Origin of the sequence: Bordetella avium (assembly GCF_034424645.1) — a bacterium.
Taxonomy (GTDB): Bacteria; Pseudomonadota; Gammaproteobacteria; order Burkholderiales; family Burkholderiaceae_B; genus Bordetella; species Bordetella avium.
Window position 1 is genome coordinate 137,007 of sequence record NZ_CP139969.1, and the last position, 24,854, is coordinate 161,860.

Sequence of the window (24,854 nt, forward strand, 5' to 3'; positions counted from 1 at the left end):
ATGGAACTGCTCTCCGAACACCGTGCCTTCGGCGGCCGGCAGCGTTTCTACCGGCATGACTCCGCGCAGATCGGTCTGCCGATGCGGTTTTCCGTGTTCCTGCCCGAGCAGGCGGAGTCGGCGCGCGTGCCGGTGCTGTTCTATCTGGCCGGCCTGACCTGCACCGAAGAAACCTTCATGATCAAGGCGGGTGCTCAGCGCCTGGCCGCCGAGCACGGCCTGATGCTGGTCAGTTGCGACACCAGCCCGCGCGGCGCCGGCGCGCCCGGCGAGACGGCCCATTGGGATTTCGGCGTGGGCGCGGGCTTTTATCTGGACGCGCGTACCGAGGCTTATGCCCCGCACTACCGCATGGAAAGCTATGTGGCCGGCGAGTTGTTCGATCTGGTGACCACCGCCCTGCCGGGCGATGCCGCCCGCGCCGGCATTTTCGGTCACTCTATGGGGGGGCATGGCGCATTGACGCTGGCTTTGCGCCACCCCGGCCGTTGGGCCAGCGTTTCGGCTTTTGCACCTATCGCCGCGCCCATGCGTTGCCCCTGGGGCCAAAAGGCGTTTGCCGGTTATCTGGGCGAGGATAAGGCCGTCTGGGCTGAACATGACGCCAGCGAGCTGATGCGTGGCCTGCGCAACCCTTATCCTGAGGGCATTCTGATCGATCAGGGGCTGGCGGATCAATTTCTGGCCGAGCAGCTCTATCCCGAGCTATTCGAACAGGCTTGCCACGATGCGGGACAAGCGCTGATGCTGCGCCGTCATGAGGCTTACGACCACGGTTATTACTTCATTTCGACCTTTATGGCGGATCACATCCGGTTTCACGCCGAGCGCTTGCGTTAAGGCAGGGACGGCGTGGCGCTTTTATACTGGCGTCACCTGATGAACGGAGCGACTCTCTGTGACAGATCTGCTGACGCCTTTCGTGTGGGTCGCCCTGGCGGCAGTCTTGCTGTTGGGCTTGGGCCTGGGCATGTTTTTGGACCGGGGCGGCCCGCGCGATGAGCGGGGCCGCAAAACCTTCCGCTTGCGGCCCGTGCGGCGCGCCTGCGGTCTCTTGCTCGCGGCGCTGGCCTGCGTATCCGGCCTGTTCGCCCTGTCGCTGGCGCAGTTTTCCCGCCTTACGGCCGATGTACCGGTGGCCGAGGTACGCATCATCGGCCATCACGGCGATCAATATACGGTCGCCGCTCAAGCCCAGGGCTTGAGCGAGCGCGATTACACGCTCTATGGCGATGAATGGCAGATCGATGCCAAGGTGGTCCGCTGGCGTCTGCCTGCTCTGGTTGCAGGCGCGCCGCCGCTCTATCGCCTGGAGCGTCTGTCCGGCCGTTACCGGGATGTGCAGCGCGAGCAGGCCGGCATGCGATCCATCCATGCGCTCGATGATTGGCCCGCGCCTGACATCGGCGCCGTCAAACGCTGGTTTCCCGAGTGGCTGCCCTTTATCGATGTCACCTATGGCAGCGCCGCCTACATGCCGCTCTTTGATGGTGCGCGTTACCAGGTACTGTTCGATCCGCGTGGCGCCCTGTTCATCCGTCCCGCAGATAGCGCCACGGCGCAGGGGCTGAAGCAGCGTGGCTGGTAGGCTGCGCGCCGATTTGATCTGATTCAACCCCTGCTCCGGCGAGCCCCTGGGCCGGCTTCCTATACTGGGCCGCTCGCAACGCAAGCCTAGGAGCAACACCATGATTCCAGCCATACGGTTTTTCACCATCGGGCGTTTTCTCGGCGGGATCGCGACCGCTGCGGCCCTCTCCCTGGGCACCTCGGCCGCTCACGCCCACGAGCATCTGGTGAAGTTCAACAGCGCGCGCGGTTTCGATGACACGGTCCAGCACTTGCGTCAGGGCCTGACCAGCCATGGCATGACCATCTTTGCCGAGATCGACCATGCCGGCGCGGCCAAGGCGGTGGGTCTCGAAATGCCGCCGACCAAAGTGTTGATTTTCGGTAACCCCAAGGCCGGCACGCCCCTGATGCTGGCCGAACCCGATGTGGCCCTGGATCTCCCCCTGCGTGTGCTGGTGCGCGAGCGTGAAGGCAAAACCGAGGTGCTGATGCATCCTGCGGCCAATTTCATGCTGCCCGCCGAACTTCAGGGCCGCCTGGCTCCGGCCATCGACCTGGTGGGTAAAACCGTCGCCCAGAAATAAAATGGGGCCGCAGTAGTCCGGCGCTGGCCAGAAAGGGGAACTTCGCCGCAGTGCAGCAGTCGAATTAGCACTCAACCATTTGGAGTGCTAACATCAATCTCATGCCCGTTTCCCCCTCGTTTCATGGAGGCCGCAAAATGAATTCTGCCAGTCCCTCGTTGACCCCGTCGGGTAACGCCCTGGCCTTGGCGGTTGCCAATCCGGGTGCGTTGGGCACGATCGATGCCTATATCACGACGGTAAACCGTCTGCCTGTCCTGACGGCCGAGCAGGAATCCACGCTGGCTCGCCGTCTGCGCGATAGCGATGACCTCGAGTCCGCTCGCGAGCTGGTGCTGTCGCACCTGCGCCTGGTGGTGTCGGTCGCCCGTCAGTACCTGGGCTACGGTCTGCCTCATGCCGATCTGATTCAGGAAGGCAATGTCGGCCTCATGAAGGCCGTCAAGCGATTCGATCCCGAGCGCGGTGTGCGCCTGGTGTCGTTTGCCGTTCACTGGATCAAAGCTGAAATCCACGAATACATCATCCGCAACTGGCGTCTGGTCAAGGTGGCGACCACCAAGGCGCAGCGCAAGCTGTTCTTCAATCTGCGCAGCATGCGGCCCGATGGCCATACGCTGGACACCGAGCAGGTTGACCACATTGCTCGCGAACTCAATGTTCGCCGCGAGGATGTCAGCGAGATGGAAGTCCGCCTGTCTGGCCGGGACCTTTCGCTTGAAAACCAGGACGATGACGATGATGGCTACGCGCCTATCGCCTATCTGTCCGACGAATGCCGAGAAGAGCCGACCCGCGTGCTGGAACGCAAAGCGCGTGACGATCTGCAAGGCAAGGGTCTGTCCGATGCCATCACGGCGCTGGACCCGCGTTCGCGTCGTATCGTCGAGGCCCGCTGGTTGCAGGATGAGGGCGGTGCCACCCTGCACGAACTTGCCGCAGAGTTCGGCGTGTCTGCCGAGCGCATTCGCCAGATCGAGGCTGCCGCATTGAAGAAAATGCGTGGCGCCTTGGCAGCGGCCTGATTCGCTGTTGTTCGCCGACGCCGGTGCTCTGTGTGGAGCACCGGCGTTTTTATTGGGCACTGGCGACACCATCTGATACAAATTTAGGGAAGAAGTGGCCAGGATTCGGGAAACTTATTCAGCCCGATGCCTACTAACCTAAGTAGACCGCAATGCTTGAAGCAGTCTCCTGTTTTGTAGTCTTATCGTCCGTCTCGGCTTCTCCTCTTTCCCCTCCCCTATGGGGCGGACGTTTTTTACGGGGCACCATGCATATCGGTGCCCCGTTTTTTATTGCCGCACAGTCCTCTTGGGGCCGGCAAGTAGCGCAAAACGCCGCCGCGCTCGTCCTTGTTGGTTTCAGGCCAGTTCTAGGGTCGGGGTGGCTTGCAAGCTTGCCCAGGCGGCGGCATCCAGCCGCCGGATGCCGGTGGCGATGGAACCGTCTGCGTACAGCTTGATCCAGCGATAGCCCGGCGCCTTGGCGTCAATGGCGTGCTGGCCATTGTTCAGAGTGAACTGAAAGCAGGTCGATGGCGTGCCCAGCAAGCGCAAATGATGGTGGCGGCAATCGAACTCCTGATGGATGTGGCCCCATAGTGCGATCCGAGTCTGCGGATGGGCCGACAGCCGCGCGAACACCGCAGCGGCGTTATCGACCATCATGGGGTCTTGCCAATTGCCATCAACCCTGGCCAGATTGTGATGCAGCGCCACGAGAACATGGCGTGGGCCGGCATCCTTGATCGCTTGATCCAGCACGGCGAGCTGCGCCTCATCGAGATGGCCGAAATCCTCGCCTGGCACGGTGGAATCCAGCATGATGATGCGCCAGCCGGGCAGGTCATAGACGGGGCTGATCCAATCAGCCAGGATCTGGCGCATGACCTCAGGGGCGTCATGGTTGCCCGGCAGGCAGCGGACCGGGGCGCCACGCAGATGCGCTTGTAGCCGCCGATAGGCCTGCGGGCTGCCATCCTGAGCGAGATCGCCCGTCAGCAGCATCAGCTCGGGCTGCCCCTCCTGGCGCCGTGCAAGGTCAATCACGGCTCGCAAGCTGGCGTCCGTGTTCACGCCCAGCATGCGGGCGTCGGGGTCTGCCATCAGATGCGAGTCGCTCAGTTGCAGAAGCAAAGCCGGCGCATCGTGCGCGGCAAGCGGGTGTTCAGGCAAAAGCCACTCCCGGTGTCATAAAGCAAGCACCTTAGCGAAAAATCACGGACGCAGCATGAATTATTCCGCTGGCAAGCGTAAGCAAGTGTGGGCCAGGGATGCAAGCATGAAAAACGCCGCCACGGCGCTGCGACAAAAAGACGCTATTCTTTGCCCTTATCCTTCCCTCGCCTTCTTATGGATATCGGGTTTTTTGTTTTCGGGCTTGCAGGCCTCTTGACGATGGTCTGCTTCATGCCGCCGCTGGCTGGCCGCTTGGGTCTGCCTTACTCCGTGCTGCTGGCCATCGTGGGCTGTTTGCTGGGTATTGGCATTCATCTGCATGGCTGGGCGCCGCCGGTTCTCGGCGATCTGCTGGACACGATCGAGCGTTTCGAGATTTCGTCAGAAACGTTTTTGATGGTGTTTTTGCCCGTGCTCTTGTTCGAAACCGCGCTGTCGATGAATGTGCGGCGTTTGATGAACGACATCGGCCCCATTCTGATGATGGCCATTGTGGCCGTGGTGGTTTGCACCTTGGTCGTGGGCGTGACGGTCAATGCGGTGTCATCGTATGGCTTGATTGTTTGCCTCTTGCTGGGCGCCATCGTCGCGACGACCGACCCGGCTGCCGTGGTGGGGATATTCCGCGAAGTGGGCGCCCCCAAGCGCCTGACGACGTTGGTTGAGGGCGAAAGCCTGTTCAACGACGCGGCCTCTATCGCCCTGTACTCGGTGCTGCTGGCCGCCTTGGGAGGCTCGGGCGAGATTTCGGCCGGCGCAGTATTCAATGATTTCGTTATCCACTTTCTCGGCGGCGGCATCGCCGGCTGGCTGATGGGCCGGGCGGCCTGCCTGTTGTTTGCCTGGTTGCGCGGCTATCCGACGGCCGAAATCACCCTCACGCTTACCCTGGCCTATCTGTCGTTCTTCATTTCAGAGCACTATCTGAATGTGTCGGGCGTGGTGGCGACCGTGGTGGCCGGCCTGGTGCTGGGCTCTACCGGGCGCACCCGCATGTCGCCTACCACCTTTGAGTACCTCTCCAACTTCTGGGAGCAATTCGGCTTCTGGGCCAATTCGCTGATTTTCCTGTTTGCCGCCATGCTGATTCCCAAGCTGATGGCGGCGGCGGATTGGCAGGAATTGCTGCTGGTCGTGGTGGTGTTCGTGGCGACGCTGGTGGCCCGGGCGATCGTGGTGTTTGGGCTGTTGCCCTTGTTGCGGATTTTCAAGATCGGCGCAGAGGTCAGCAATCCTTATAAGACGGTGATGCTATGGGGCGGATTGCGGGGAGCGGTTTCATTGGCGCTGGCCTTGGCCGTGACGGAGCAGACCACGGTGCCCGAGGAGGCGCGCCAGTTCGTGGCGGTGGCGACCACGGGCTTTGTGCTGGCCACGCTGTTTATCAACGGCATCAGCCTGCGGCCCCTGATCCGCATGTTGGGGCTGAACCAGCTTTCGCCAATGGAGCGCACCATACGGAATCAGGCCCTGTCGCTGGCGCTGGAAGATCTCCAGGGAAAAACTGACGAGATCGCCAGTAAAGACAGTATCCCGGCCGAGGCCCGCGATCGTATTCACGCGGTGTTCGACGCCAGCATGGCGTCGGTTCACGACAGCCAGGTGGCGCGTATGAGCCTGGAGCAGCGCACGGCGGTGGGTATGGCCATCGTGGCGCGGCGCGAAGAGGAAATGTTTTTTGACATTCTCAAGGCCCAGATCGTCGATTGGCGGATGGCCGAAAGCCTGCTGGCCCGTGCCGAACGGCTCGAAGACGCGGTGCGCGTTGGCGGTGTGCAGGGCTTTGAAGATGCCATCGCAGCCGATGTGCGTTATTCCACCGCATTCCGGCTGGCGCTGCGGATGCATTATGTCTTTGGTTTTCAGGGCTGGCTGGGCCGCGAATTGAGTCAACGATTCGCCAATTTACAGACCAAGCGGTCGGTGGCGCGGAAGTTGATTCAGTTTTCGCGCGAGCAGATCAGCCTGTTGCTCGGCGAAGACGCCGCGCAACACATTGTGGCCGTCCATGAGCACCGGCTGGCGCTGATCGACAATGCCTTGCAGGCGCTCGATCTGCAATATCCCAGGTATGCGCTCTGGTTGCAGGAGAGCTATCTGGGCCGGGTGGCCCGCGAGCTTGAGCGCATCCGCTACCGCGACATGCTGGAGCAATTTCTGATCAGCGGCGAGGTCTATGCCGATTTGATCGACCAACTGACGACGCGCTGGGCGCATATCGACCGCCGTCCGCCGCTGGACATCGAAATGGGTGCGGCCGAACTCATCAAGCGAGTGCCCATTTTTGAGGGGCTGAGTCCCGACTCGCTGCGCGCGATCTGCAAACTGCTCAAACCGCGTCTTGCCTTGCCCGATCAGCGCGTGTTGGCTCATGGCCGGCATGGACAGGAAATGTGGTTCGTGGCCTCCGGCGCCGTGGTCGTGCAACTGCCCGACAATACGACGGTTGAGCTGGGCACCGGTGAGTTTTTCGGCGAGTTAGCGCTGCTGGGCGAGGAACACATCAATGCGGATGTGCGCTCGCTGGGCTACAGCAAGCTATTGATGCTGTCAGCGAGGGATTTGCACGCCTTGTTGGCGCGAGACGCCGATCTGCGCGAGCGCATCGACAAGGTGGTCAAACAGCGTCTGCGCGCGATCGAAGTCTGGCGTCAGTTCTCGGAAACCGGTCAGGTGTACCCGCCCGGGGTCAAGCCGCCCTCCAAGACGCAAGCGGACTCGCCGACGCGCCCCGAGCCGCCGGTGGAGGGGGTGCCGAAAGGCTGAGCGGCGTTACGCCTTGCTGCGATGCCGGATGTCTTCCAGGATGACCAGCGCAGCCTCCAGGGTGAATTCCCCGGCTTCGATGCGCGCCACGGTCTCGGCCAGCGGCAAGGTGGCGATCTCCATGACCTCGCCGTCACGGTTGCTCGGCCGAGCGTCTTCGGCCAGCACGCAGGTGCTGGTCAGCAAATCTTCGACCTGATAGCCCTCGGGAAGATGCCGCTGCATGCGCAGCACGAGGCGCAAGGGTTCGCGTTGATGGATCTGGGCTGGTTCCAGACCGGCCTCTTCGGCGCATTCGCGCACCAGGGCGCTATCCAGGGGTTCGCCGCTGCCGACCAGGCCGCCCACCAGGGTGTCCCACATGCCCGGATCGGTAGACTTGGATAGCGCACGCCTTGCGACCCATAGGCGGCCATCGGGTGTCCAGGCGTTCAGATGGACGGCCCGCGTCAGCAGGCCCAGCGGGCGCATAGCGGCGCGCTCGATGGCGCCCAGGTGTTGCGCGCCGGCGGTCACGTCCAGCAGTTCGTCGCGCCAGCCGCGCAAGCAGCGCGCCTCGCGCAGCTTCAGGGCGATCCGGGCGAGCACCGCATCCAGCTCGGCGCCCGGAGGCAGGCCGGGGGACACATGCAGTGCCGCGTCTTCGATGGTGACCAGGCCGCTGCCGCGCAGGGCGTCGCAGGCCGCAAGCGTGGCCCAGCCGCAGCGCTGACCAGCGATATAAACCGGTCTGGCGCGCTCGGGCGGTGCTTGCACGGCTTTGTCGCGCAAGGCGGCTTCGAGCGGGGCCAGACGTTCGGGGGTGAGGAGAGATTGAGGCATGGCGCGGATTTTAGTGCAGGCGGGTTCGACCCCGATTTATGCCCGTGCGGCGCGATGGGGGTGCGTCAATTGGCCTCTTTTTGAATTTGCTGCGATGCGTAAACTATCCGCCGAGCGCCAGTCCGAGGCGGGACTGCTGATCGTCGCTGGCGCAACCTGAGTCACCGGCAAGACGCCGAGCATGCAGACAGCCGTCTCGCGCCGCGTCGGCACACCGATCCGCGCGCCCGAACCCGAAGGGCGGCCAAGCGCGCTGACGTGGCCCTCCCCCGTTGGCGCCCCTCGCGCAAACGCGCAGAAATCTCAGCCGGCTTTGGTATAACCCGCGTATTGACTGAGTGCATGGACCGCATTGTTGAGCGTTATCGCAAACTCGTTTTCTTCACGTGGTTTCTCACGCTGGACCTGATCATGTTCGGCGCTTTCGTGCGCCTGACGGATTCCGGTCTGGGCTGCCCGGATTGGCCGGGCTGCTACGGTAAGGCCAGCCCGCTGGGGGCCTTGCAAGACATCCACCGCGCGGCCAGCGATATGCCTTTCGGCCCGGTCACGCTGTCCAAGGCCTGGATCGAAATGATCCATCGCTATGTGGGCGGCCTGCTGGGTCTGCTCATTATCGCCATTGTTTACATGGCCTGGCGCTATCGCGGCCGTCTGGGGCGCTCCCCGGCGCTGGCGACGGTGGCGCTGGTGGCGGTTTGCGTGCAAGGCGCATTCGGCGCCTGGACCGTCACACACAAGCTCATGCCTGTTGTCGTGACCGCCCACCTGGTGCTCGGGCTGTCTTTGCTGGCGCTGATGACCTGGCTGGCGGCTCGCGAGCGGCCCCATCTGCCGGTGCCGGCGGCCGCGCTGCGCTGGCGCCCCTGGATGGCGCTGGGGCTGGTGTTGCTGGCGGCGCAGGTGACGCTGGGCGGCTGGGTCAGCACGAATTATGCTGCCCTGGCCTGCCTGGACTTTCCGACCTGCCATGGCAGCCTCGTGCCCGACATGGACTTTCATGGCGGTTTTTCTTTGATCCGCGCGCTGGGCGAGCTGCCCTCTGGGCAGATGATTTCCCAGAGCGCACTGACGGCCATCCATTGGGTGCACCGTAACTTCGCCTTCATCGTCTTTATCTATCTGGGCGTGCTGGCCTGGCGAATGCGCGGGATCAGCGGCCTGTCGGGCCCGGCTCGTTTGATGCTTGTCCTGTTGCTGGCCCAGCTAGTGACAGGCCTGACCACGATTTTTTTCCAATGGCCGCTTTTGATCGCCGTGCTCCACAATGGGGGCGCGGCCGGCCTGATCCTGGCTTCGGTCTTGGTGCTGGTCCGGCTGTCGACGGCCGGCCAGCCACCGTTGCGCAGGCTTTGACCGCCAAGGGCGTTAAAATAGCTGAATCATGACCTCCATCGCTGCTCCCCAACCCGGATTGCTGCGCCAGTATCTCGTGCTGACCAAGCCGAGAGTCACACAGCTTGCTGTGTTCTGTGCGGTGATCGGGATGTTTTTGGCGGTTCCCGGCCTGCCTGACCTCAAGCGTGTGCTGTTTGGCACCATTGGTATCTGGTTGCTCGCCGCCGCTGCTTTCGCCATCAATTGCCTGATCGAACAGGAAATCGACGCCCGCATGACGCGCACGGCCCGCCGTGGCACGGCACGCGGCACGATTTCGCCGGCTCAGGTTCTGAGCTTGTCCGGCCTGCTGGGCGGCGCGGGCATGTTGGTGCTTTATCACCTGGTCAATCCCTTGACCATGTGGCTTACTTTCGCCACGTTTGTCGGCTATGCCGTCATCTACACCGTCATTCTCAAACCGCGCACGCCGCAAAACATCGTAATCGGCGGTTTGTCGGGCGCGATGCCGCCGGCCTTGGGCTGGGCGAGTGTCGCCAATGCCGTGCCGGCCGAAGCCTGGGTGCTGGTGCTGATCATCTTCATCTGGACGCCGCCGCATTTCTGGGCGCTGGCGCTGTATCGCACGGAAGACTATCGCAAGGCGGGTCTGCCCATGCTGCCCATTACCCACGGCAGCAAACATACCCGCTTGCAGATCATGTTGTACAGTTTTGCGCTGTTCGCCGTCACGCTGCTGCCCTATTTCATGCACATGAACGGCCTGCTGTATCTGCTGGCCGCTGTCATTCTGGGCGGTATTTTCGTGGCCCATGCCCTGCGTCTTTACCGCAGCTATAGCGACGAGCGCTCGCGGCGTCTGTTCCGTTATTCCATCCTCTATCTGGCGCTTTTGTTCGGCGCCTTGCTGGTGGATCACTGGGTCGGCGTCTTGTCGGCCTGACCGTTTTGACCAGGGGTTTGCTTCATGTCTGTGTTTTCGTCCGCCCGTCGCCGCGCCCTACAGGCCATTGCTGCTTTGTCCCTGGCGGGCGGGTTGGCGGCTTGCGGCGATGCGCCGCCGCCCTTTAAGGGCAGTGATATCACGGGCACGCAGTTGGGCAAGAAACTCGCGCTCACGGACATGAATGGCCAGCCGCGCACCCTGAGCGACTTCGCCGGCAAGGTGGCCGTGTTGTTCTTCGGTTTCACCCAGTGCCCCGATGTTTGTCCGACCGCGCTGGCCGAAATGGCGGAAGTCATGCAGGCGCTTGGCCCCGACGCGGACCGCGTGCAGGTGCTGCTGGTGACGGTGGACCCCGAGCGTGACAGCCCGGAAGTTCTCAAGCAATACGTCTCCAGCTTCGACAAGCGTTTTCTGGCTTTGACCGGCACGCCGGAGCAGATCAAGCAGGCGGCGTCCTCCTTCAAGGCCTATTACGCCAAGGTGCCCACCAAGGATGGCGGCTACACCATGGATCACACCGCCGCCTTCTATCTGATCGATGGCAAGGGCGAGTCGCGGGTGCTGGCCAACAGCAATCTGGGCGTGCCGGCCCTGACCAACGACATCAAGCTCTTGCTGGACGGCAAGTAAGGCGCGGGCCTTAGCCTTCGCCCGCGCGCCACTGCGCTAAGGCCTGGCGGGCCGGGATGTCCAGTTCGTTCAGGGACAGCGTCTGGCGGCGCGTCATGATCATCATGGCGTAAGGGGCGGCGAGCGCGGCGGCTTCGGCGCATAGCCGGGCTTCCTCGCCCTGGGCGGGTTTGAGATTGCGCCAGTAATTGATGGCCTGCTCGAGATCGGTCAAGGGGATGTCCATTCGCTTAATTGTCTCAGAATGCAGCGATCTGTCCAGACGCCCTTGCTTGCAAAATCTCACCCTTGTTAGCACGGCATGACGTGCGCGCCGCCGCTTGCCTGTAGCCCATGGTGGCCATCGGCTTCGTGTTTTGGCAGGGGTCGGTGGTCGGGCGTAATATTGGCCCTAACGCGTATTCGGACACGCAACCGGGTGGGTTCCGGGCCCACTTAGCCGTCTTGGAGATTGCATGACTGATTCCAATCCTTTCATCTTGCCCGGCCTGGGCCAGAATGCCGATCGCAATCCGCTGCTGGCCAGCATGGAAATGATGCGGCAGGCCTGGGCGGGTTTGGCCGGGCCAGGCGGCCTGGGCGCCAGCCTGCCGCTGACCCCTGCGCTCAGTCTGGAAGAGCTGGAGCGCCGCATCACCGAATTGCGTGCCGTGGAGACTTGGCTGCGCTTGAATCTGCAGATGCTGACGAGCAGCATCCAGGGCCTGGAAGTGCAGCGCGCCACGATCGCCACCCTGCGTTCTTTCGTCGGTTCGGCGGCCGAGGGCGGGCCTTCGCCCTTGGAGGCGGTGTTGGGTATCAAGCCTGCCGCCGCGTCCGAAGAAGAGCCCGCGGCGGCTCCGGCGGCGGAAAGTGTCAATGCGGCGGCGCAATCGGCCTCGCAGGCCTGGTGGGATCTGTTGAATCAGCAGTTTGGCCATATCGCGGCCGCAACGGCGGCCAGCATGCCGGGCGCGGCTGCGCAGGAAACGCCGGCGCAGGCCAAGCCTGCTTCCAAGCCTGCCGCCAAGACCGCCGCCAAGGCGACGGTCAAGACTGCCAGCAAAACCGCAGGCAGGCCTGTCAAATCGGCCGCCGCAGCTCGCAGCAAGTCCAAGCGCGCGGACTGAGCGTATTTCTTTTTACACGGTCGTCCAGGCGCCCGTGCCACTTCAAGAGTCTTTTTTCTATGCTAAATGTTGTGATTCTCGCGGCCGGGCTGGGCAAACGCATGCAGTCCGATCTCCCCAAGGTGCTGCATACACTGGCCGGACAGCCCATGCTCGGTCATGTGCTGGAAAGTGCCCGTGATCTGCAACCGGGCCGCATCGTTGTGGTGGTCGGACATGGCGCTGAACGTGTCGAGGCCGCCTATGCGGGTCAGGCAGGCTTGAGCTTTGCCCTACAACGGCCGCAGCACGGCACGGGTCATGCGGTACAGCAAGCCGTGCCGCAGCTGATGGAGGGCGATGGCGCCGAAGACGCCACCCTGGTGTTGTATGGCGACGTGCCGCTGGTGCAGCCGGAAACTCTGCGCCGCCTCATGGCCGCGCGTGGCCAGGGCGTTGCGGTTCTGACCGAAGTGCTGCCGGACGCCACCGGATACGGCCGCATCGTGCGTGATGCGCAGGGCCAGGTGACGCGCATCGTCGAGCATAAAGACGCCAATGAGCAAGAGCGCGCCATCAAGGAAGTGAACACCGGCATTCTGGTCGCGCCCACCGCCAAGCTCAAGGATTGGCTCACGCGCATCGACAACAACAATGCCCAGGGCGAGTATTACCTGACCGACATCATCGCGCTGGCGGTGGCCGACGGCGTGACGGTCAGCGCCGCGCAACCTGCCGCGAGCTGGGAGACGCTGGGCGTGAACAGCCGCGCGCAGCAGGCTGAACTCGAACGGCGCTGGCAGGCCGAACTGGCTCGCCGCCAGCTTGAGGCGGGTGTGACGCTGGCCGACCCTGCCCGCTTTGACCAGCGCGGCACACTGGAATGCGGTCGCGATGTCTATATCGATGTCGGCTGTGTGTTTGAAGGCCGGGTCAAACTGGGTGACGGTGTGCGCGTTGGCCCGCATTGCGTGCTGCGTGATGTGGAGGTTGGCGCGGGCACGCAGATCGAGGCTTACAGTCACTTGCAGCAGGCCCGGGTAGGCGATGAGGCGAGGGTCGGCCCCTATGCCCGTTTGCGGCCCGGCGCCGATCTGGGCAATCAGGCCCATGTCGGCAATTTCGTCGAAATCAAGAACGCAGTGCTGGGCGAGGCCAGCAAGGCCAATCATCTGGCCTATATCGGTGACGCCGATATCGGCGCACGCGTCAACGTGGGCGCAGGCACGATTACCTGTAATTACGATGGCGTGAACAAGCATCGCACCATTATCGAAGACGATGCTTTTATCGGTTCGGATACCCAGCTTGTGGCGCCGGTGCGTGTGGGCCGGGGGGCGACGCTGGCTGCGGGCACCACGCTTACGCGCGATGCGCCGGCCGACAGTCTGACGCTGTCGCGTATTCGCCAAAGCACGGTGCCTGGCTGGAAGCGTCCGGTCAAGAAGTCGTGAGCACGGCCGGTACGGTCTCAGACGGCCTGCCAGTCCCGAAGCGCTATTACGCTGTTGCGACCGTCCTCACCGGCATGAGCCTGTCGGTGCTGGATGCCACGATCGCCAACGTGGCCTTGCCCACCATCGCCACTGACCTGAACTCGCCGCCCTCTGCGGCGGTTTGGGTGATCAATGCCTATAACCTGGCCGTGGTGACGATGTTGCTGCCCATGTCCGCCGTCGCCGAGCGTATCGGTTTCCGGCGCATGTTCATGATCGGCCTGAGTTTGTTCACCCTGGCCTCGCTGGGTTGTGCGCTGTCGGGCTCTTTGCTGCAATTGAGTCTGGCCCGCATGGTGCAAGGCATAGGCGCGGCCACGCTGATGTGCATGTTTGGCGGCCTGGTTCGCAACATCTATCCCAGCCGCTTGCTGGGCCGTGGCATCAGCATCAATGCGACGACGGTGGCCTTGATGTCGGTGCTGGGGCCGGCGCTGGGGTCTTTCATTCTCAGCGTGGCGGATTGGCGCTGGATCTTCGCCGTCAATCTGCCCATCGGCCTGCTGTTGATGCTGGGGCTGCGTTTTCTGCCAGAAGCGCCGCGCAATACCGAGCGCATGGATTATGCGTCGGCGCTGCTCAGCATGGTCACGCTGGGCTGCTTTATCTCCGCAGTGGATTCTCTTGGGCAGGATATCGGGCGCAGCCTGGGCTTGCTGGCGGCAGCCGTGGTGGCTGGGTGTTTGCTGATCCGGCGCAGCCGCGATCAGCCCGCGCCGCTGGTGCCCATTGATCTGCTGCGTATCCGGCAGGTGGGCTTTGCGGTCATGGCCTCGGCGGCGACCTTTGCCGCGCAGATGGCTTCTTATGTATCCCTGCCTTTTTACTTCCAGCATGAACTGGGCCGGCCGTATTTGCAGGTGGGTCTGCTGATGGCCGCCTGGCCCTTGGGTACGGGGCTGGTGGCGCCGGTCGCGGGTTTTCTGTCTGATCGTTATTCGGCCGCCGTGCTGTCGGGAGTGGGCGCGGGCGCGATGGCGCTCGGGCTGCTCTGGCTAGTGCTGTCGCCCGCCGATGCTTCCAATGCCCGCATCATGGCCGGCATGTTCGTGGCGGGTCTCGGCTTTGGTCTCTTCCAGACGCCCAATAACCGGGCCATGCTTTCCGGGGCGCCGATCCGGCGCAGCGGCGCGGCCGGCGGCTTGCAGGCCACCACGCGGGTGTTCGGCCAGAGCTTTGGCACGGCCCTGGTGGCCATCGCCTTCAGCATGAGCGCCGCCCATGGCTCTACCCTGGGCCTGATCGCTGCTGCGATCTGCGCGTCCCTGGCTATCGCGGTCAACTCTGTGCGTATCGCCAAGAAGGTCGGTCTGCCTGCCCGTTGAGGGGGGGCTTCTATAATGAGACGGAGATCGCCTCCTTGGGAGGCGCCAGGATTGACGAGGCTGTGCGCATGAAAATCACGGTGATAGGTAGCGGTTATGTAGGCTTGGTGTCGGGCGCCTGCCTGGCGGACATGGGCAATCAAGTCATGTGTCTGGATACCAATGCCGACAAAATCGCCCAGTTGCGCCTAGGCCGCATTCCCATCTATGAGCCGGGCCTGGAAGATCTGGTGCGGCGCAACGTGGCCGGCGGGCGGCTGCATTTCACGGATGATGTCGCGCAAAGCGTGGCGTTTGGCTCGGTGCAGTTCATCGCCGTGGGCACGCCGCCCGGTGAGGACGGCTCGGCCGACTTGCAATATGTGCTGGCTGCGGCGCGTAATGTGGCGCGCCACATGACCGACACCAAGGTCGTGGTCGATAAATCGACCGTGCCGGTCGGCACCGCCGACAAGGTTCGCGCTGCGATGGCCGAGGTTCTGGCTGAGCGCGGTGTGGATATCCCGTTTTCGGTGGCATCCAACCCGGAGTTTCTCAAAGAAGGCGCGGCCATTGCCGACTTCATGAGCCCGGACCGCATCGTGGTCGGCGCCGATGATCCGCATGCGGTGGATGTTATGCGGCGTATCTATGCGCCGTTTCAGCGCACGCACGAGCGTCTCATGGTCATGGATGTCCGTTCGGCGGAACTGACCAAATACGCCGCCAATGCCATGCTCGCCACCCGTATCTCCTTTATGAACGAGATGGCCAATCTGGCCGAAAAGCTGGGCGCTGACATCGAACAGGTGCGTCGCGGCATCGGCGCCGACCCTCGCATCGGTTATCAATTTCTTTATCCGGGAGCGGGTTACGGCGGCTCCTGCTTCCCCAAGGATGTGCAGGCCTTGGTGCGCACGGCTGACGAGCATGGCGAGCCGATGGAGGTGATCCGTGCGGTCGAGGCGGCCAATGGCCGCCAGAAACTGCGCCTGGCTGAAAAGGTCCGTGCGATCTATGGTGAAGACCTCAGCGGCCGCCGCTTCGCCCTCTGGGGGCTGGCTTTCAAGCCCAATACGGATGACATGCGCGAGGCGCCCAGTTTGACCATCATCGCTGAGCTGACGCGCCGCGGCGCCACGGTGCTTGCTTACGATCCGGTGGCGATGGATCAGGCCCGTCCCCTGCTCGCGGACAACCCGGGCGTTTGCATGATGCAAGACATGTATGACACGCTGGATCAGGCCGATGCCTTGCTCATCGCCACGGAGTGGAAGGTGTTCCGCGCCCCCGATCTGGAGCGCGTGAAGCGCTTGCTCAAGCGGCCCCTGGTGATCGATGGCCGCAATCTCTGGGTGCCCGCGGAAATGCGCGAGCAAGGTTTTGAATATCAAGGCATCGGCCGCGCATGAAGATATTGCAGCTCAACTTTGAGAAAGGCTGGCGTGGCGGCGAGCGGCAAACGCTTTATTGCATGCGCGCCTTTCGCAAGGCCGGCCATCAGGTCGAGCTGCTGTGCCGGGCCGGCGGGCCGCTGGAGGCGCGTGCCCGCTCTGAAGGTTTTGTCACGCACGGGGTGCGCAATGTGGCGGGCCAGTTGGCCTTTCTCGTTCGCCACGGCCATGGCTTCGACATCCTGCATTCGCAGACGGCTAATACCAATACCTGGGCGGTGCTCACCAAGCTCCTGCATCGCCGCCCGGTGGTGTTTTCGCGCCGCACGTCCTTTGTGGTCGAGCCCGGGGAAGAATGGAAGACGGGCTTCAAATGGCGTCATGTGGACTTGATGGTTGCCATCAGCGAGATGGCGGCCAGCGAGCCGCGCCGCCTTGGCGTGCAGCCCGTCATCATCCGCAGCGCCGTCGAACCCCATGTGATCGATCCTGCCAATGTGGCGGGTCTGGTCGACGAGTTTCAGTTGCATGGCAAGAGAGTGCTGGCCACATCGGCCGCGCTGATCCGCGATAAAGACCCGGTAACGCTGGTGCGCGCCGTCGGCGAACTGGCGCGCACGCGGCGCGATTTCGTGTTTCTGCATTTTGGCGCAGGCGGCGACCGTGAGGCCGAGGCGCGTGCCGAGGTCGAGAAGCTAGGCATCGGAGATGTCTACCGCTTCACCGGCTTTCGTAAAGGCGTCGAAGACTTCTACAGCATCATGGACGTTTTTGTGATGGCTTCCTGTGAAGAAGCGTTGGGCAGCAGCGTGCTCGACGCTTTTTTGCAGCATGTGCCGGTGGTGTCCACCGATGCGGGCGGCCTGAAGGAAAGCCTGGCCGATGGTCGTGGCGTGCTGGTGGCGGTGGGCGACCATAGCGCGATGGCCCAGGGCATGGCGCGCTGCCTGGACGATGCCGCCTTTTGCGCAGAGATCACCCAGCGGGCCTACGACTATGTGCGCACCGAGCACGACGTCAGCGAAATGGGCAAGCGCTATCTCTTGCAGTTCGAGCGCCTGATGCGCTGATCACGCGGGCGGCAGTTCGATACGGGTTTCGAACTTCGCCCGGTGTATCGAGAAAAACGTTCTCACATTGCGCACATTGGCATGCGCCGTAAAGGCGCGGTGTGCCAGCGCGTGGTAGGCCGGCATATCGCGCACCTGCACGATCACCACGAAGTCCGGCCCCGGCGACACCCGATAGCATTGCAATACAGCCGGCTCCGCCAGCATCCATTGCTCGAACTCATCAAGGCGCTCGGCTGCCTGGACATCCAGCGTGATTTCCACGATGGCGGTCAGTGAACTGCCCAGCTTTTGCGCGTCCAGCAAGGCGACTTGCCGGGTGATGACGCCCGCCTCGGTCAGGCGGCGCACCCGGCGCAAACAGGTCGGCGGCGAGGCATGCACCCGTAGCGCCAGATCCTGGTTGGTGATCGCGCTATCGTGCTGGAGTTGTTCCAGAATGCGCCGGTCCAGCTCGTCCAGCTCGGGTTGAAGAGCAAAATCCTGCATGATTAATTCATTTTCTTATCAATTAAGAAATAATATTTAATCACTTAATTGTTAGAAAATAAACGTTCATACAAGACGAAATATAGAAATCAAATTTCTTTTGCCACAGCGCACAATGCAGGCACTCACTCATTAAGGAGCTCTGCTCATGTGCGGTATTGTTGGCGCCGTCGCCCAGCGCGACATCACTCCGGTGCTGGTCGAAGGCCTGCGCCGTCTGGAATATCGTGGCTATGACTCCTGCGGAGTCGCCGTTTATCAGGACGGCCACCTGCGCCGCAGCCGCAGCACCCAGCGCGTTTCCGAGTTGGCCGATCAGGTCGCTGCGGAGAGCCTGAGCGGTTTCACCGGTATTGCCCACACCCGCTGGGCCACGCATGGCGTGCCCGCGACGTATAACGCGCATCCGCACTTCTCGGCGGTGGGCCAGGATGAGCCGCGCATCGCCCTGGTGCATAACGGCATCATTGAAAACTACGTCGAACTGCGCGCCGAGTTGCAGCAGGCCGGCTTCGTATTCGAAAGCCAGACCGATACCGAAGTCATCGCGCATCTGGTCAATCACCTCTATAACGGCGATCTGTTTGAAGCCGTGCAACAGGCCGTCAAGCGTTTGCATGGCGCCTACGCCATCGCCGTATTCTGCCGCGATGAGCCGCACCGCGTCGTGGGCGCGCGCCAGGGTTCGCCGCTGGTCGTCGGCGTGGGTCAGGGAGAGAACTTTCTTGCCTCCGATGCACTGGCTTTGGCTGGCACCACCGATCAGATCATCTACCTCGAAGATGGCGATGTCGTCGATCTGCAACTGGCCCGCGTCTGGATCACCGACCAGCAAGGCAAGCCGGTCGAACGCAAGATCAACACCGTTCATGTGCATACCGGCGCGGCCGAACTGGGCCCCTACCGCCACTTCATGCAGAAAGAAATTTTCGAGCAGCCGCGGGCCGTGGGCGACACCCTGCAAGATATCGATGCGATTACGCCCGAGCTCTTTGGCGATGCCGCCTACAAGGTCTTCAAAGACATCGACCGCCTGCTCATCCTGGCCTGCGGCACCAGCTACTACGCCGGCCTGACCGCCAAGTACTGGATCGAGTCCATCGCCAAGATTCCGGTGGCTGTCGAAATCGCCAGCGAATACCGCTATCGCGATAGCGTGCCCAATCCCAAAACCCTGGTCGTCACTATTTCGCAATCTGGCGAAACCGCGGACACCCTGGCTGCGCTCAAGCACGCCCGCTCGCTGGGCATGCCCCACACCCTGACGATTTGCAATGTCTCCACCAGCGCCATGGTGCGCGAGTGTGAGCTGGCCTACATCACCCGCGCAGGCGTTGAAATCGGCGTGGCCTCGACCAAGGCCTTCACCACCCAGCTTACCGCCCTTTTCCTGTTGACCCTGACCCTGGCGCAAAGCCGTGGCCAGCTCAGTGAGGAACAAGAGGCGGACTACCTCAAGGCCCTGCGCCATCTCCCCGTGGCGATCAGCGCCGTGCTGGCGCTGGAACCGCAGATCATGGCCTGGGCCGACCGTTTCGCCTCTAAGGAAAATGCGCTCTTCCTGGGCCGTGGCATGCATTACCCCATCGCGCTTGAGGGGGCGCTCAAGCTCAAGGAAATCAGCTACATCCATGCCGAAGCCTATCCGGCTGGCGAACTCAAGCACGGCCCGCTGGCCCTGGTGACCGAGCACATGCCTGTTGTCACCATCGCACCCAAGGACGCGCTGCTGGAAAAGCTCAAATCCAATATGCAGGAAGTGCGCGCGCGCGGCGGCGAGCTTTATGTCTTTGCCGACGCCGACAGCAAGATCGTCAACGAAGAAGGCATGCACGTCATCCGCATGCCCGAATACTACGGCGCGCTGTCTCCCATCCTGCACACCATCCCGCTGCAACTATTGGCTTATCACACGGCCTGCGCACGCGGCACCGACGTGGACAAGCCGCGCAATCTGGCTAAGAGCGTTACGGTGGAGTAAGCGCGCAAAAGCGGTGTTCCGCTTGCGATAAGCCTTCTTAAACCTCGTGGTTTTCATGGAATAGACCGCTGATGGCGGTCTATTTTTAACCATTGCGGACTACGACGGCTAAAAGGCCCAGGCCGCTCGCAGCATGCCTGTGTGCAGCTTATTGCCGCCACCATATTCGCCGTCATAGCGCAGCGATAGCGCGAGCGAACGCGAGGCCTGCCACGACAGGCCCAGCTCGGTGACGAGGGCATTGGCCGCGATGGGGGCGCCCGCCACCGTGAAGACGGCGCTGTCGGCGAAGGCCAATCGGCTTTGCGGCCGCAGGTCGCCCAGCGCATGACGCCAGCCTGCGCCGCCGCTGAGGGTCAGGTCGTCGACCGTGGTGCTCGCGCGCAGGCCAAGCGTCGTCGTCGTCGTTTGGTCGTGCTGGCGCTCGCTGCGCAAGGCGGCCGAGCCGCCGGTTTCGCTAAAAGCCCGCACGCGCTGGTCATTGAAGGCCAGACCGACGTAGGGCTCGATCACGCTGCGCCCGCCCACGGGCAGGCCATACCCCAGCTCTGCGAAGACTTGCCCCGTGCTCGCGCCGTAGTTCGCGCTCAGTTTCTGGTCCACGCCAGCAAATTGCACGTGGCGCTGGCTGGCGATGTCATGCCAGGTATAGCCCACGCCAAGCAGCACATTGAAAGAGCCGGCACCGCTATCGAAGCGGCGGCCGGCATAAACCGTGGCGCTATAGCTGTCGATGTCGCTGCGGCTGCTGAGGCTGCCCACATCCATCTTGCTGTTGCTGACACCGACTGCTGCGCCTAGCCGCCATCCGCTCGCCAGGGCGCCGTCCGCGCCGGCGAAAACCCCTCCGGTATGCTGCCGAAAACGGGCAATGCCGTCTTCTCCGCCGCCCGTCTGCCATTGGCCGACGAGCTGAGCCCACATAGGCGATGTCCCCCGATCGGGGAGCACGGCGGCGGAGATCGGCGCGTCGCTCGTTCCCGCAGAGGCCGTCGGCGCGCCTGGCGACGGGGCGGCGTTCAAATTGCGGCGAAGCTGCGCCATAGGCAGGCTGCGCGCGTTCACGGCCAGCCCGCCCAGCGCGCTGGCCGTGGTGGCAAGGGGCTCTCCGGCGAGTTGGGCAAGTGCCGCCGGCGGCGCGCCGGCAGGCAGCGTCAGGACGGCCTGGTGGATGTCGTTGCTGACGGGGAGAGACTCCAGTGCTTGGGCGACCGAGCGTTGATTGGGGGTGCGGGCCAGGGCGGAAAACCGGATCGGCTCCGGCCCGTTCGGATTCGTTACTGTGCTGCGCCTCAGTTCCAGGAGTACGTCTTGCCCGGAGTAGGAGATCGAAGGCGTGAGGTAGGCGAAGTTGGACGACACGCTGTCGAAGGCGCCCGCGAGCGTCTGTGCCTGCATGATGGTGTAGCGCTGGTAGGGGGCGAACTCGCCGTCAGGCCCGACGTGAAGCACGGAGCCCGCCAAGCTCGCGAGGCCGTTGACGACGACCCGGCTAGCCGTGCCGTCCGGGGCTGCACGCACCTCGTAGACCGCGTTGGGGCTCAGTGACAAATCGCCATTGACAGTGAGCGTCCCGCTTGGCGCGAGCCTGCCGCCGGCGGAAATCTGCGTCGCGCCAACAGCGCCGTTGCCGCCCAGGCGTCCGCCATCGAGCACAGACGTTTGCCCGCGCAGTTGCCCACGGACATCCAGCGTGCCGCCCTCGACAAAGATGCGGGGGTCGCCCAGCACACTGATCGCCGCAGCGCTGTTGCCGGTGTAAACGAGGTTGCCGGCGAGGACCCTGACCTGGCCGGGGCCCGCCAGCGTCCCGGCATAGCTCATTGGCGATCCGCTCAGGTTGAAAATGAGTGTGCCGGCGCCGGCCCCGAACTCGATGGCACCGACATCAAGACGTCCCCCCGGCTGTGCCGGCGATCCGGGCTCGCCTCCGATAAGGAGTTGCCCCTTCGACGAGGCTTGATTGGCGATCAGGATTTTGGGCGCGGACAAGCTGCCGCCCTCAAGCAGCCAGACCTTGCCTGTTGCTGCCTCGCCCACTGTCACCGTGCCGCCTGAGCGCCATTCGCTGCCATTGCCACGCACCAGGACGCTTCCGCTCGCCGCACCGTTGCTTGTCCCTCCCAGGGTCGCGCCGGAGGTCGTGGAAAGTACGCCGGCGCTCAGGACTTTAACCGTGCCGGATGACAGCGTCCCCACCGAAAACCTGGCTGAATTGTTCCAGGTCGAGCCATCGCTGATCACGAGGGTGCCGTTGCCCTTGCCCCACTCTCCGAGGATGGTCTGATTCACGTTGACCGTGGAGCCCTTTTGCGCGTAGAACGTCGCGGTACCCGAACCCGCGATTGAAATGCTGCCTGCCGTCACCCGGGAGTTATCCACGGTTGCGCTGCCACTGGAATCAAGCGTGCTGGCGAGGGTCAGGGATGCGGTGTTCAACCAGGCCTGGTCATTCAGGGTAAGCGCCCCGCTTCCACCGTTTACCCCTACCTGGATATAGGAACCGGTCAGGCTCGCGCTATTCCCCGAAACCACGAGGGAGCTGACATTCGTATTCCAGACATTATTGCTGATACTGAGGCTGTACACCGCGCCCGCGCCGCTCAGCATAACCCGCTCACCACCGCCGATATTGGCAGCGTCGCCGCTCGTTGGCACAGTGCCGTTTGGCCAGGTCGCAGGATCGAACCAATCTTTATCGGCTGACGCGTCTTTAGGCAGGGCAAGCGAGGACAGCGCCAGGACGACGGCGGTAAGCGCATGTGAAGGGGGGCGGCGGGCAGGGTATTGCGTCATGACGGCGAGTCTCCGGACGTGCGTTTTTTTGTCTGAGATTAACATTTGCTCAGCGCAGCGGATGTCCGGTTGAGTTACAGGGCTGTAACACGTCGGCCAACGCCCTGTCGTTTCCGAAGATGAAAGACATAGGGGCCCGTCTGGGGCTGGTCAGGGCGGCACGCGGCTCACAGCGCTGTGTTTGGCCTAGACCTGGCAGCCAGGGCTGCTAGCGGACGACGGCTTGATATGCAGCGGCTGGAGGCAAGGCAAACTGGATGGCTGCCGGTAATGCTAGCCTGGCTAGCCAGCACGGCCCCCTTGTATGAAGGCCGAGCTTTGCGGCGGGTCGCAGCCTGGGGGCGGACCCGCGTCAGGCTTGGCTGCCGCGCATGCTTCAGCGCCGATGCGCGACGCATGGGTAGAAGATTGAAACGGGCTAACGCGCTGTTAAGGCTGGTTCCGAAGCGCTGTTGAGAGAAAGAGCATGGCCGCTGCGGTTCGCTGGCCCGTCACCCCGATATCACTGGTATTGACTTTCCAGCGCATCCCACAGGGGCTTGTTCACCAGACGCTGGCGTTCGCTGAAGGGTGCCACCAGTGCGGGATCTTCCTGGAGATTCCTGTCCTGTTGCAGGGCGCCCAGCGCGCGCTGCATGCCGGCAAGCGCCCCCTGCAAGGCCGCGTTGGCGTACAGCACGATGCTAAAGCCCATGCTGGCCAGCTCATCCGTATTCGTGATGGGCGTCTTGCCACCGATCACCATGTTTATCAGCTGGGCTTGCTTGAGGCGCTGAGGCAGGGCGCGGATGTGTTCGGCGCTGGTCACCGCTTCGACAAATAGAATGTCCGCGCCGGCATCCGCATAGGCCTGCGCACGCTCAACCGCGACATCGAAACCGTGCACGGCAGCCGCATCGGTGCGAGCCATGATTAGCGTACCTTCGCTGCGGCGGCCATCGACGGCTGCCTTGATCTTGCCGATCATTTCGCTGGTTTCAATAACGTCTTTGCCGTTGAAGTGGCCGCAACGCTTGGGGCTGACCTGATCTTCGAGCTGGATGCAGTCTGCGCCTGCCCGTTCCAGCGTGCGCACGGTATGGTAGGTGTTAACGGCATTGCCGAAGCCGGTATCGGCATCGACAATCAGCGGAACATCCACGGCATCACGGATGCGGGCTGTGTGGTCGGCAATGTCAGTCAAACCCATGATGGCCTGATCAGGCATGCCGAACCACATGTTGGTGACACCGGCGCCGGTGACATAGATGGCTTCGAAACCCAGGTCGGCGACCACACGCGCCGACAGCGCATTGAATGCGCCGGGCACGATCAGGCCACGGCGTGCATCGACCAGTTCCCGGAGCTTTTGCTGTGTATTCATGTTTATTCAACTTTGATGTTGGCGGAGTCGATGACCTCTTTCCATTTGCGGACTTCGTTCTGGAAGAAGGTGTCGAAATCCTCGGGAGAGGCGGTGACAGGGTCGGCTCCCATTTGCAGCAGTTTGTCGTTGACCTGAGGGTCACGCACGGCCGCGTTAAGACTATGATTGAGCTTGCTGACCACACTGGCGGGCACGCCGGCCGGCGCAAAGATGCCGAACCAGGCCGACGCATCAAAACCATGGATTCCGCTTTCGTCCAAGGTCGGGATGTCGGGCGCCGCTTTTGAACGGCTTGCTGTGCTCATGCCCAGCGGCTTGAGCTTGCCGGCCTGCACCATGGGCAGCGTCGTCATGATGTTGTCGAAGGTGAGAGGCACCTGATTGCCCAGCACATCGTTCATGGCCGGCGCCGCGCCCCGGTAGGGAACGTGGGTCATGGAAACCCCCGCCATTTTCAGGAACATCTCCATAAACAGGTGCGAACCCGAACCGTTGCCGGCCGTGGCGTAGTAGATTTCGCGGGGGCTCTGGCGAGCTTTGTCCAGCAGGTCCTTGAGATCGCTGTAGGGCGCCGCAGGGTTGCTGACCAGAATGAAGGGGGTCGAGGACACCATGGCGACAGGCTGGAAGTCCTTGCTCGGGTTGTAGCTGAGCTTAGGATAGAGGCTGCCATTGACCGCCAGTGCGATGGTGCCGAACAACAGCGTATAGCCATCGGCAGGCGCCTTGGCTACGGTGTCTGCGCCAATGTTGCTGGCACTGCCGGGCTTGTTTTCGATGATCACGGCTTGCCCGATGATCTCTGAGAGCTTGTTTCCGACCAGACGGGCCGCGACGTCGGTCGCACCGCCTGCGGGAAAACCGACGATGAGCCGGATCGGCTTTTGCGGATAGGCCGGACTCTGCGCATAGGCGCCGCATGAGGTAGCGATACCCAGCGCCAGCAGTGTCAGGGTCCGTTTGAACGTGGAATAGATGGTCAACCTTGTCTCCTCTCGACCAGCGGGCGATCTACTGCCTCGATGGCCGCGT

The 24,854-nt window shown here is 62.9% G+C and carries 21 protein-coding genes; 14 read left to right on the forward strand and 7 right to left on the reverse strand.

Features of this window, described 5'->3' with window-relative positions; all coding sequences use genetic code 11:
- From fghA to rpoH, 4 genes are all read left to right on the forward strand, one after another.
- Positions 1-840, forward strand: a complete 840-nt coding sequence (gene fghA, locus U0029_RS00635; protein WP_012418925.1) for an S-formylglutathione hydrolase — start codon at positions 1-3, stop codon at positions 838-840.
- Positions 841-898: 58 nt separating this feature from the next.
- The gene (locus tag U0029_RS00640; protein WP_114852093.1) at positions 899-1,588 is read left to right on the forward strand and encodes a hypothetical protein; all 690 of its coding nucleotides are present in this window, start codon (positions 899-901) and stop codon (positions 1,586-1,588) included.
- Between the two features lie 100 nt (positions 1,589-1,688).
- Positions 1,689-2,156 carry a DUF302 domain-containing protein gene (locus tag U0029_RS00645; protein ID WP_012418923.1) on the forward strand — a complete coding sequence of 156 codons (468 nt, stop codon included), beginning with the start codon at positions 1,689-1,691 and terminating at the stop codon, positions 2,154-2,156.
- A 137-nt stretch (positions 2,157-2,293) separates the two neighbouring features.
- On the forward strand, positions 2,294-3,181 hold the full coding sequence (gene rpoH, locus U0029_RS00650; protein ID WP_114852092.1) for an RNA polymerase sigma factor RpoH: 888 nt from the start codon (positions 2,294-2,296) through the stop codon (positions 3,179-3,181).
- A 339-nt stretch (positions 3,182-3,520) separates the two neighbouring features.
- On the opposite strand, the gene U0029_RS00655 is transcribed toward rpoH, so the two are convergent.
- Positions 3,521-4,264 carry a metallophosphoesterase gene (locus tag U0029_RS00655; protein ID WP_231838773.1) on the reverse strand — a complete coding sequence of 248 codons (744 nt, stop codon included), beginning with the start codon at positions 4,262-4,264 and terminating at the stop codon, positions 3,521-3,523.
- Between the two features lie 246 nt (positions 4,265-4,510).
- On the opposite strand from U0029_RS00655, the gene U0029_RS00660 reads away from it, so the two are divergent.
- Positions 4,511-7,102: a cation:proton antiporter gene (locus U0029_RS00660; protein WP_114852091.1), complete on the forward strand. Its 2,592-nt coding sequence runs from the start codon at positions 4,511-4,513 to the stop codon at positions 7,100-7,102.
- Positions 7,103-7,108: 6 nt separating this feature from the next.
- Here U0029_RS00660 and U0029_RS00665 read toward each other — a convergent pair whose 3' ends face one another.
- Positions 7,109-7,924, reverse strand: coding sequence for an NUDIX hydrolase (locus tag U0029_RS00665; RefSeq protein ID WP_012418919.1), 816 nt, complete (start codon positions 7,922-7,924; stop codon positions 7,109-7,111).
- Between the two features lie 342 nt (positions 7,925-8,266).
- On the opposite strand from U0029_RS00665, the gene U0029_RS00670 reads away from it, so the two are divergent.
- From U0029_RS00670 to U0029_RS00680, 3 genes are read left to right on the forward strand one after another with little or no spacing between them, the layout of a single operon-like run.
- Positions 8,267-9,280, forward strand: coding sequence for a COX15/CtaA family protein (locus tag U0029_RS00670; RefSeq protein ID WP_012418918.1), 1,014 nt, complete (start codon positions 8,267-8,269; stop codon positions 9,278-9,280).
- A 28-nt stretch (positions 9,281-9,308) separates the two neighbouring features.
- Complete coding sequence (gene cyoE / locus U0029_RS00675; RefSeq protein WP_012418917.1) at positions 9,309-10,205, forward strand: heme o synthase; 897 nt, start codon at positions 9,309-9,311, stop codon at positions 10,203-10,205.
- A 24-nt stretch (positions 10,206-10,229) separates the two neighbouring features.
- Positions 10,230-10,838, forward strand: a complete 609-nt coding sequence (locus tag U0029_RS00680; protein ID WP_012418916.1) for an SCO family protein — start codon at positions 10,230-10,232, stop codon at positions 10,836-10,838.
- A 10-nt stretch (positions 10,839-10,848) separates the two neighbouring features.
- Here U0029_RS00680 and U0029_RS00685 read toward each other — a convergent pair whose 3' ends face one another.
- Entirely contained in the window at positions 10,849-11,064 is a 216-nt protein-coding gene (locus U0029_RS00685; protein ID WP_012418915.1) for a DUF3717 domain-containing protein, read from the reverse strand.
- A 229-nt stretch (positions 11,065-11,293) separates the two neighbouring features.
- On the opposite strand from U0029_RS00685, the gene U0029_RS00690 reads away from it, so the two are divergent.
- The 5 genes from U0029_RS00690 (at position 11,294) to U0029_RS00710 (ending at position 17,190) form a co-directional block, all read left to right on the forward strand.
- Positions 11,294-11,947 carry a PhaM family polyhydroxyalkanoate granule multifunctional regulatory protein gene (locus tag U0029_RS00690; protein ID WP_012418913.1) on the forward strand — a complete coding sequence of 218 codons (654 nt, stop codon included), beginning with the start codon at positions 11,294-11,296 and terminating at the stop codon, positions 11,945-11,947.
- Positions 11,948-12,006: 59 nt separating this feature from the next.
- Positions 12,007-13,380, forward strand: coding sequence for a bifunctional UDP-N-acetylglucosamine diphosphorylase/glucosamine-1-phosphate N-acetyltransferase GlmU (glmU, locus tag U0029_RS00695; RefSeq protein WP_012418912.1), 1,374 nt, complete (start codon positions 12,007-12,009; stop codon positions 13,378-13,380).
- Complete coding sequence (locus U0029_RS00700) at positions 13,377-14,747, forward strand: MFS transporter (RefSeq protein ID WP_236824183.1); 1,371 nt, start codon at positions 13,377-13,379, stop codon at positions 14,745-14,747. Before glmU ends, U0029_RS00700 begins: the two co-directional genes overlap by 4 nt.
- A gap of 68 nt (positions 14,748-14,815) precedes the next feature.
- Positions 14,816-16,138, forward strand: coding sequence for a UDP-glucose dehydrogenase family protein (locus U0029_RS00705; protein ID WP_114852090.1), 1,323 nt, complete (start codon positions 14,816-14,818; stop codon positions 16,136-16,138).
- Positions 16,135-17,190, forward strand: coding sequence for a glycosyltransferase family 4 protein (locus U0029_RS00710; protein ID WP_114852089.1), 1,056 nt, complete (start codon positions 16,135-16,137; stop codon positions 17,188-17,190). The genes U0029_RS00705 and U0029_RS00710 overlap by 4 nt, the downstream gene beginning before the upstream one ends.
- Here U0029_RS00710 and U0029_RS00715 read toward each other — a convergent pair whose 3' ends face one another.
- Positions 17,191-17,679 (reverse strand): Lrp/AsnC family transcriptional regulator, encoded by a 489-nt coding sequence (locus U0029_RS00715; RefSeq protein WP_012418908.1) that lies wholly within the window; start codon positions 17,677-17,679, stop codon positions 17,191-17,193.
- A gap of 148 nt (positions 17,680-17,827) precedes the next feature.
- On the opposite strand from U0029_RS00715, the gene glmS reads away from it, so the two are divergent.
- Entirely contained in the window at positions 17,828-19,660 is a 1,833-nt protein-coding gene (gene glmS, locus U0029_RS00720) for a glutamine--fructose-6-phosphate transaminase (isomerizing) (RefSeq protein ID WP_012418907.1), read from the forward strand.
- Positions 19,661-19,768: 108 nt separating this feature from the next.
- On the opposite strand, the gene U0029_RS00725 is transcribed toward glmS, so the two are convergent.
- From U0029_RS00725 to U0029_RS00735, 3 genes are all read right to left on the reverse strand, one after another.
- Positions 19,769-22,456 (reverse strand): autotransporter family protein, encoded by a 2,688-nt coding sequence (locus tag U0029_RS00725; RefSeq protein WP_162790354.1) that lies wholly within the window; start codon positions 22,454-22,456, stop codon positions 19,769-19,771.
- 502 nt (positions 22,457-22,958) lie between these two features.
- Positions 22,959-23,819 (reverse strand): isocitrate lyase/PEP mutase family protein, encoded by an 861-nt coding sequence (locus U0029_RS00730; protein ID WP_114852087.1) that lies wholly within the window; start codon positions 23,817-23,819, stop codon positions 22,959-22,961.
- 2 nt (positions 23,820-23,821) lie between these two features.
- A complete protein-coding gene (locus U0029_RS00735) occupies positions 23,822-24,805 on the reverse strand; it encodes a tripartite tricarboxylate transporter substrate binding protein (protein WP_114852086.1) in 984 nt (327 codons plus the stop codon).
- Positions 24,806-24,854 lie beyond the last annotated feature (49 nt).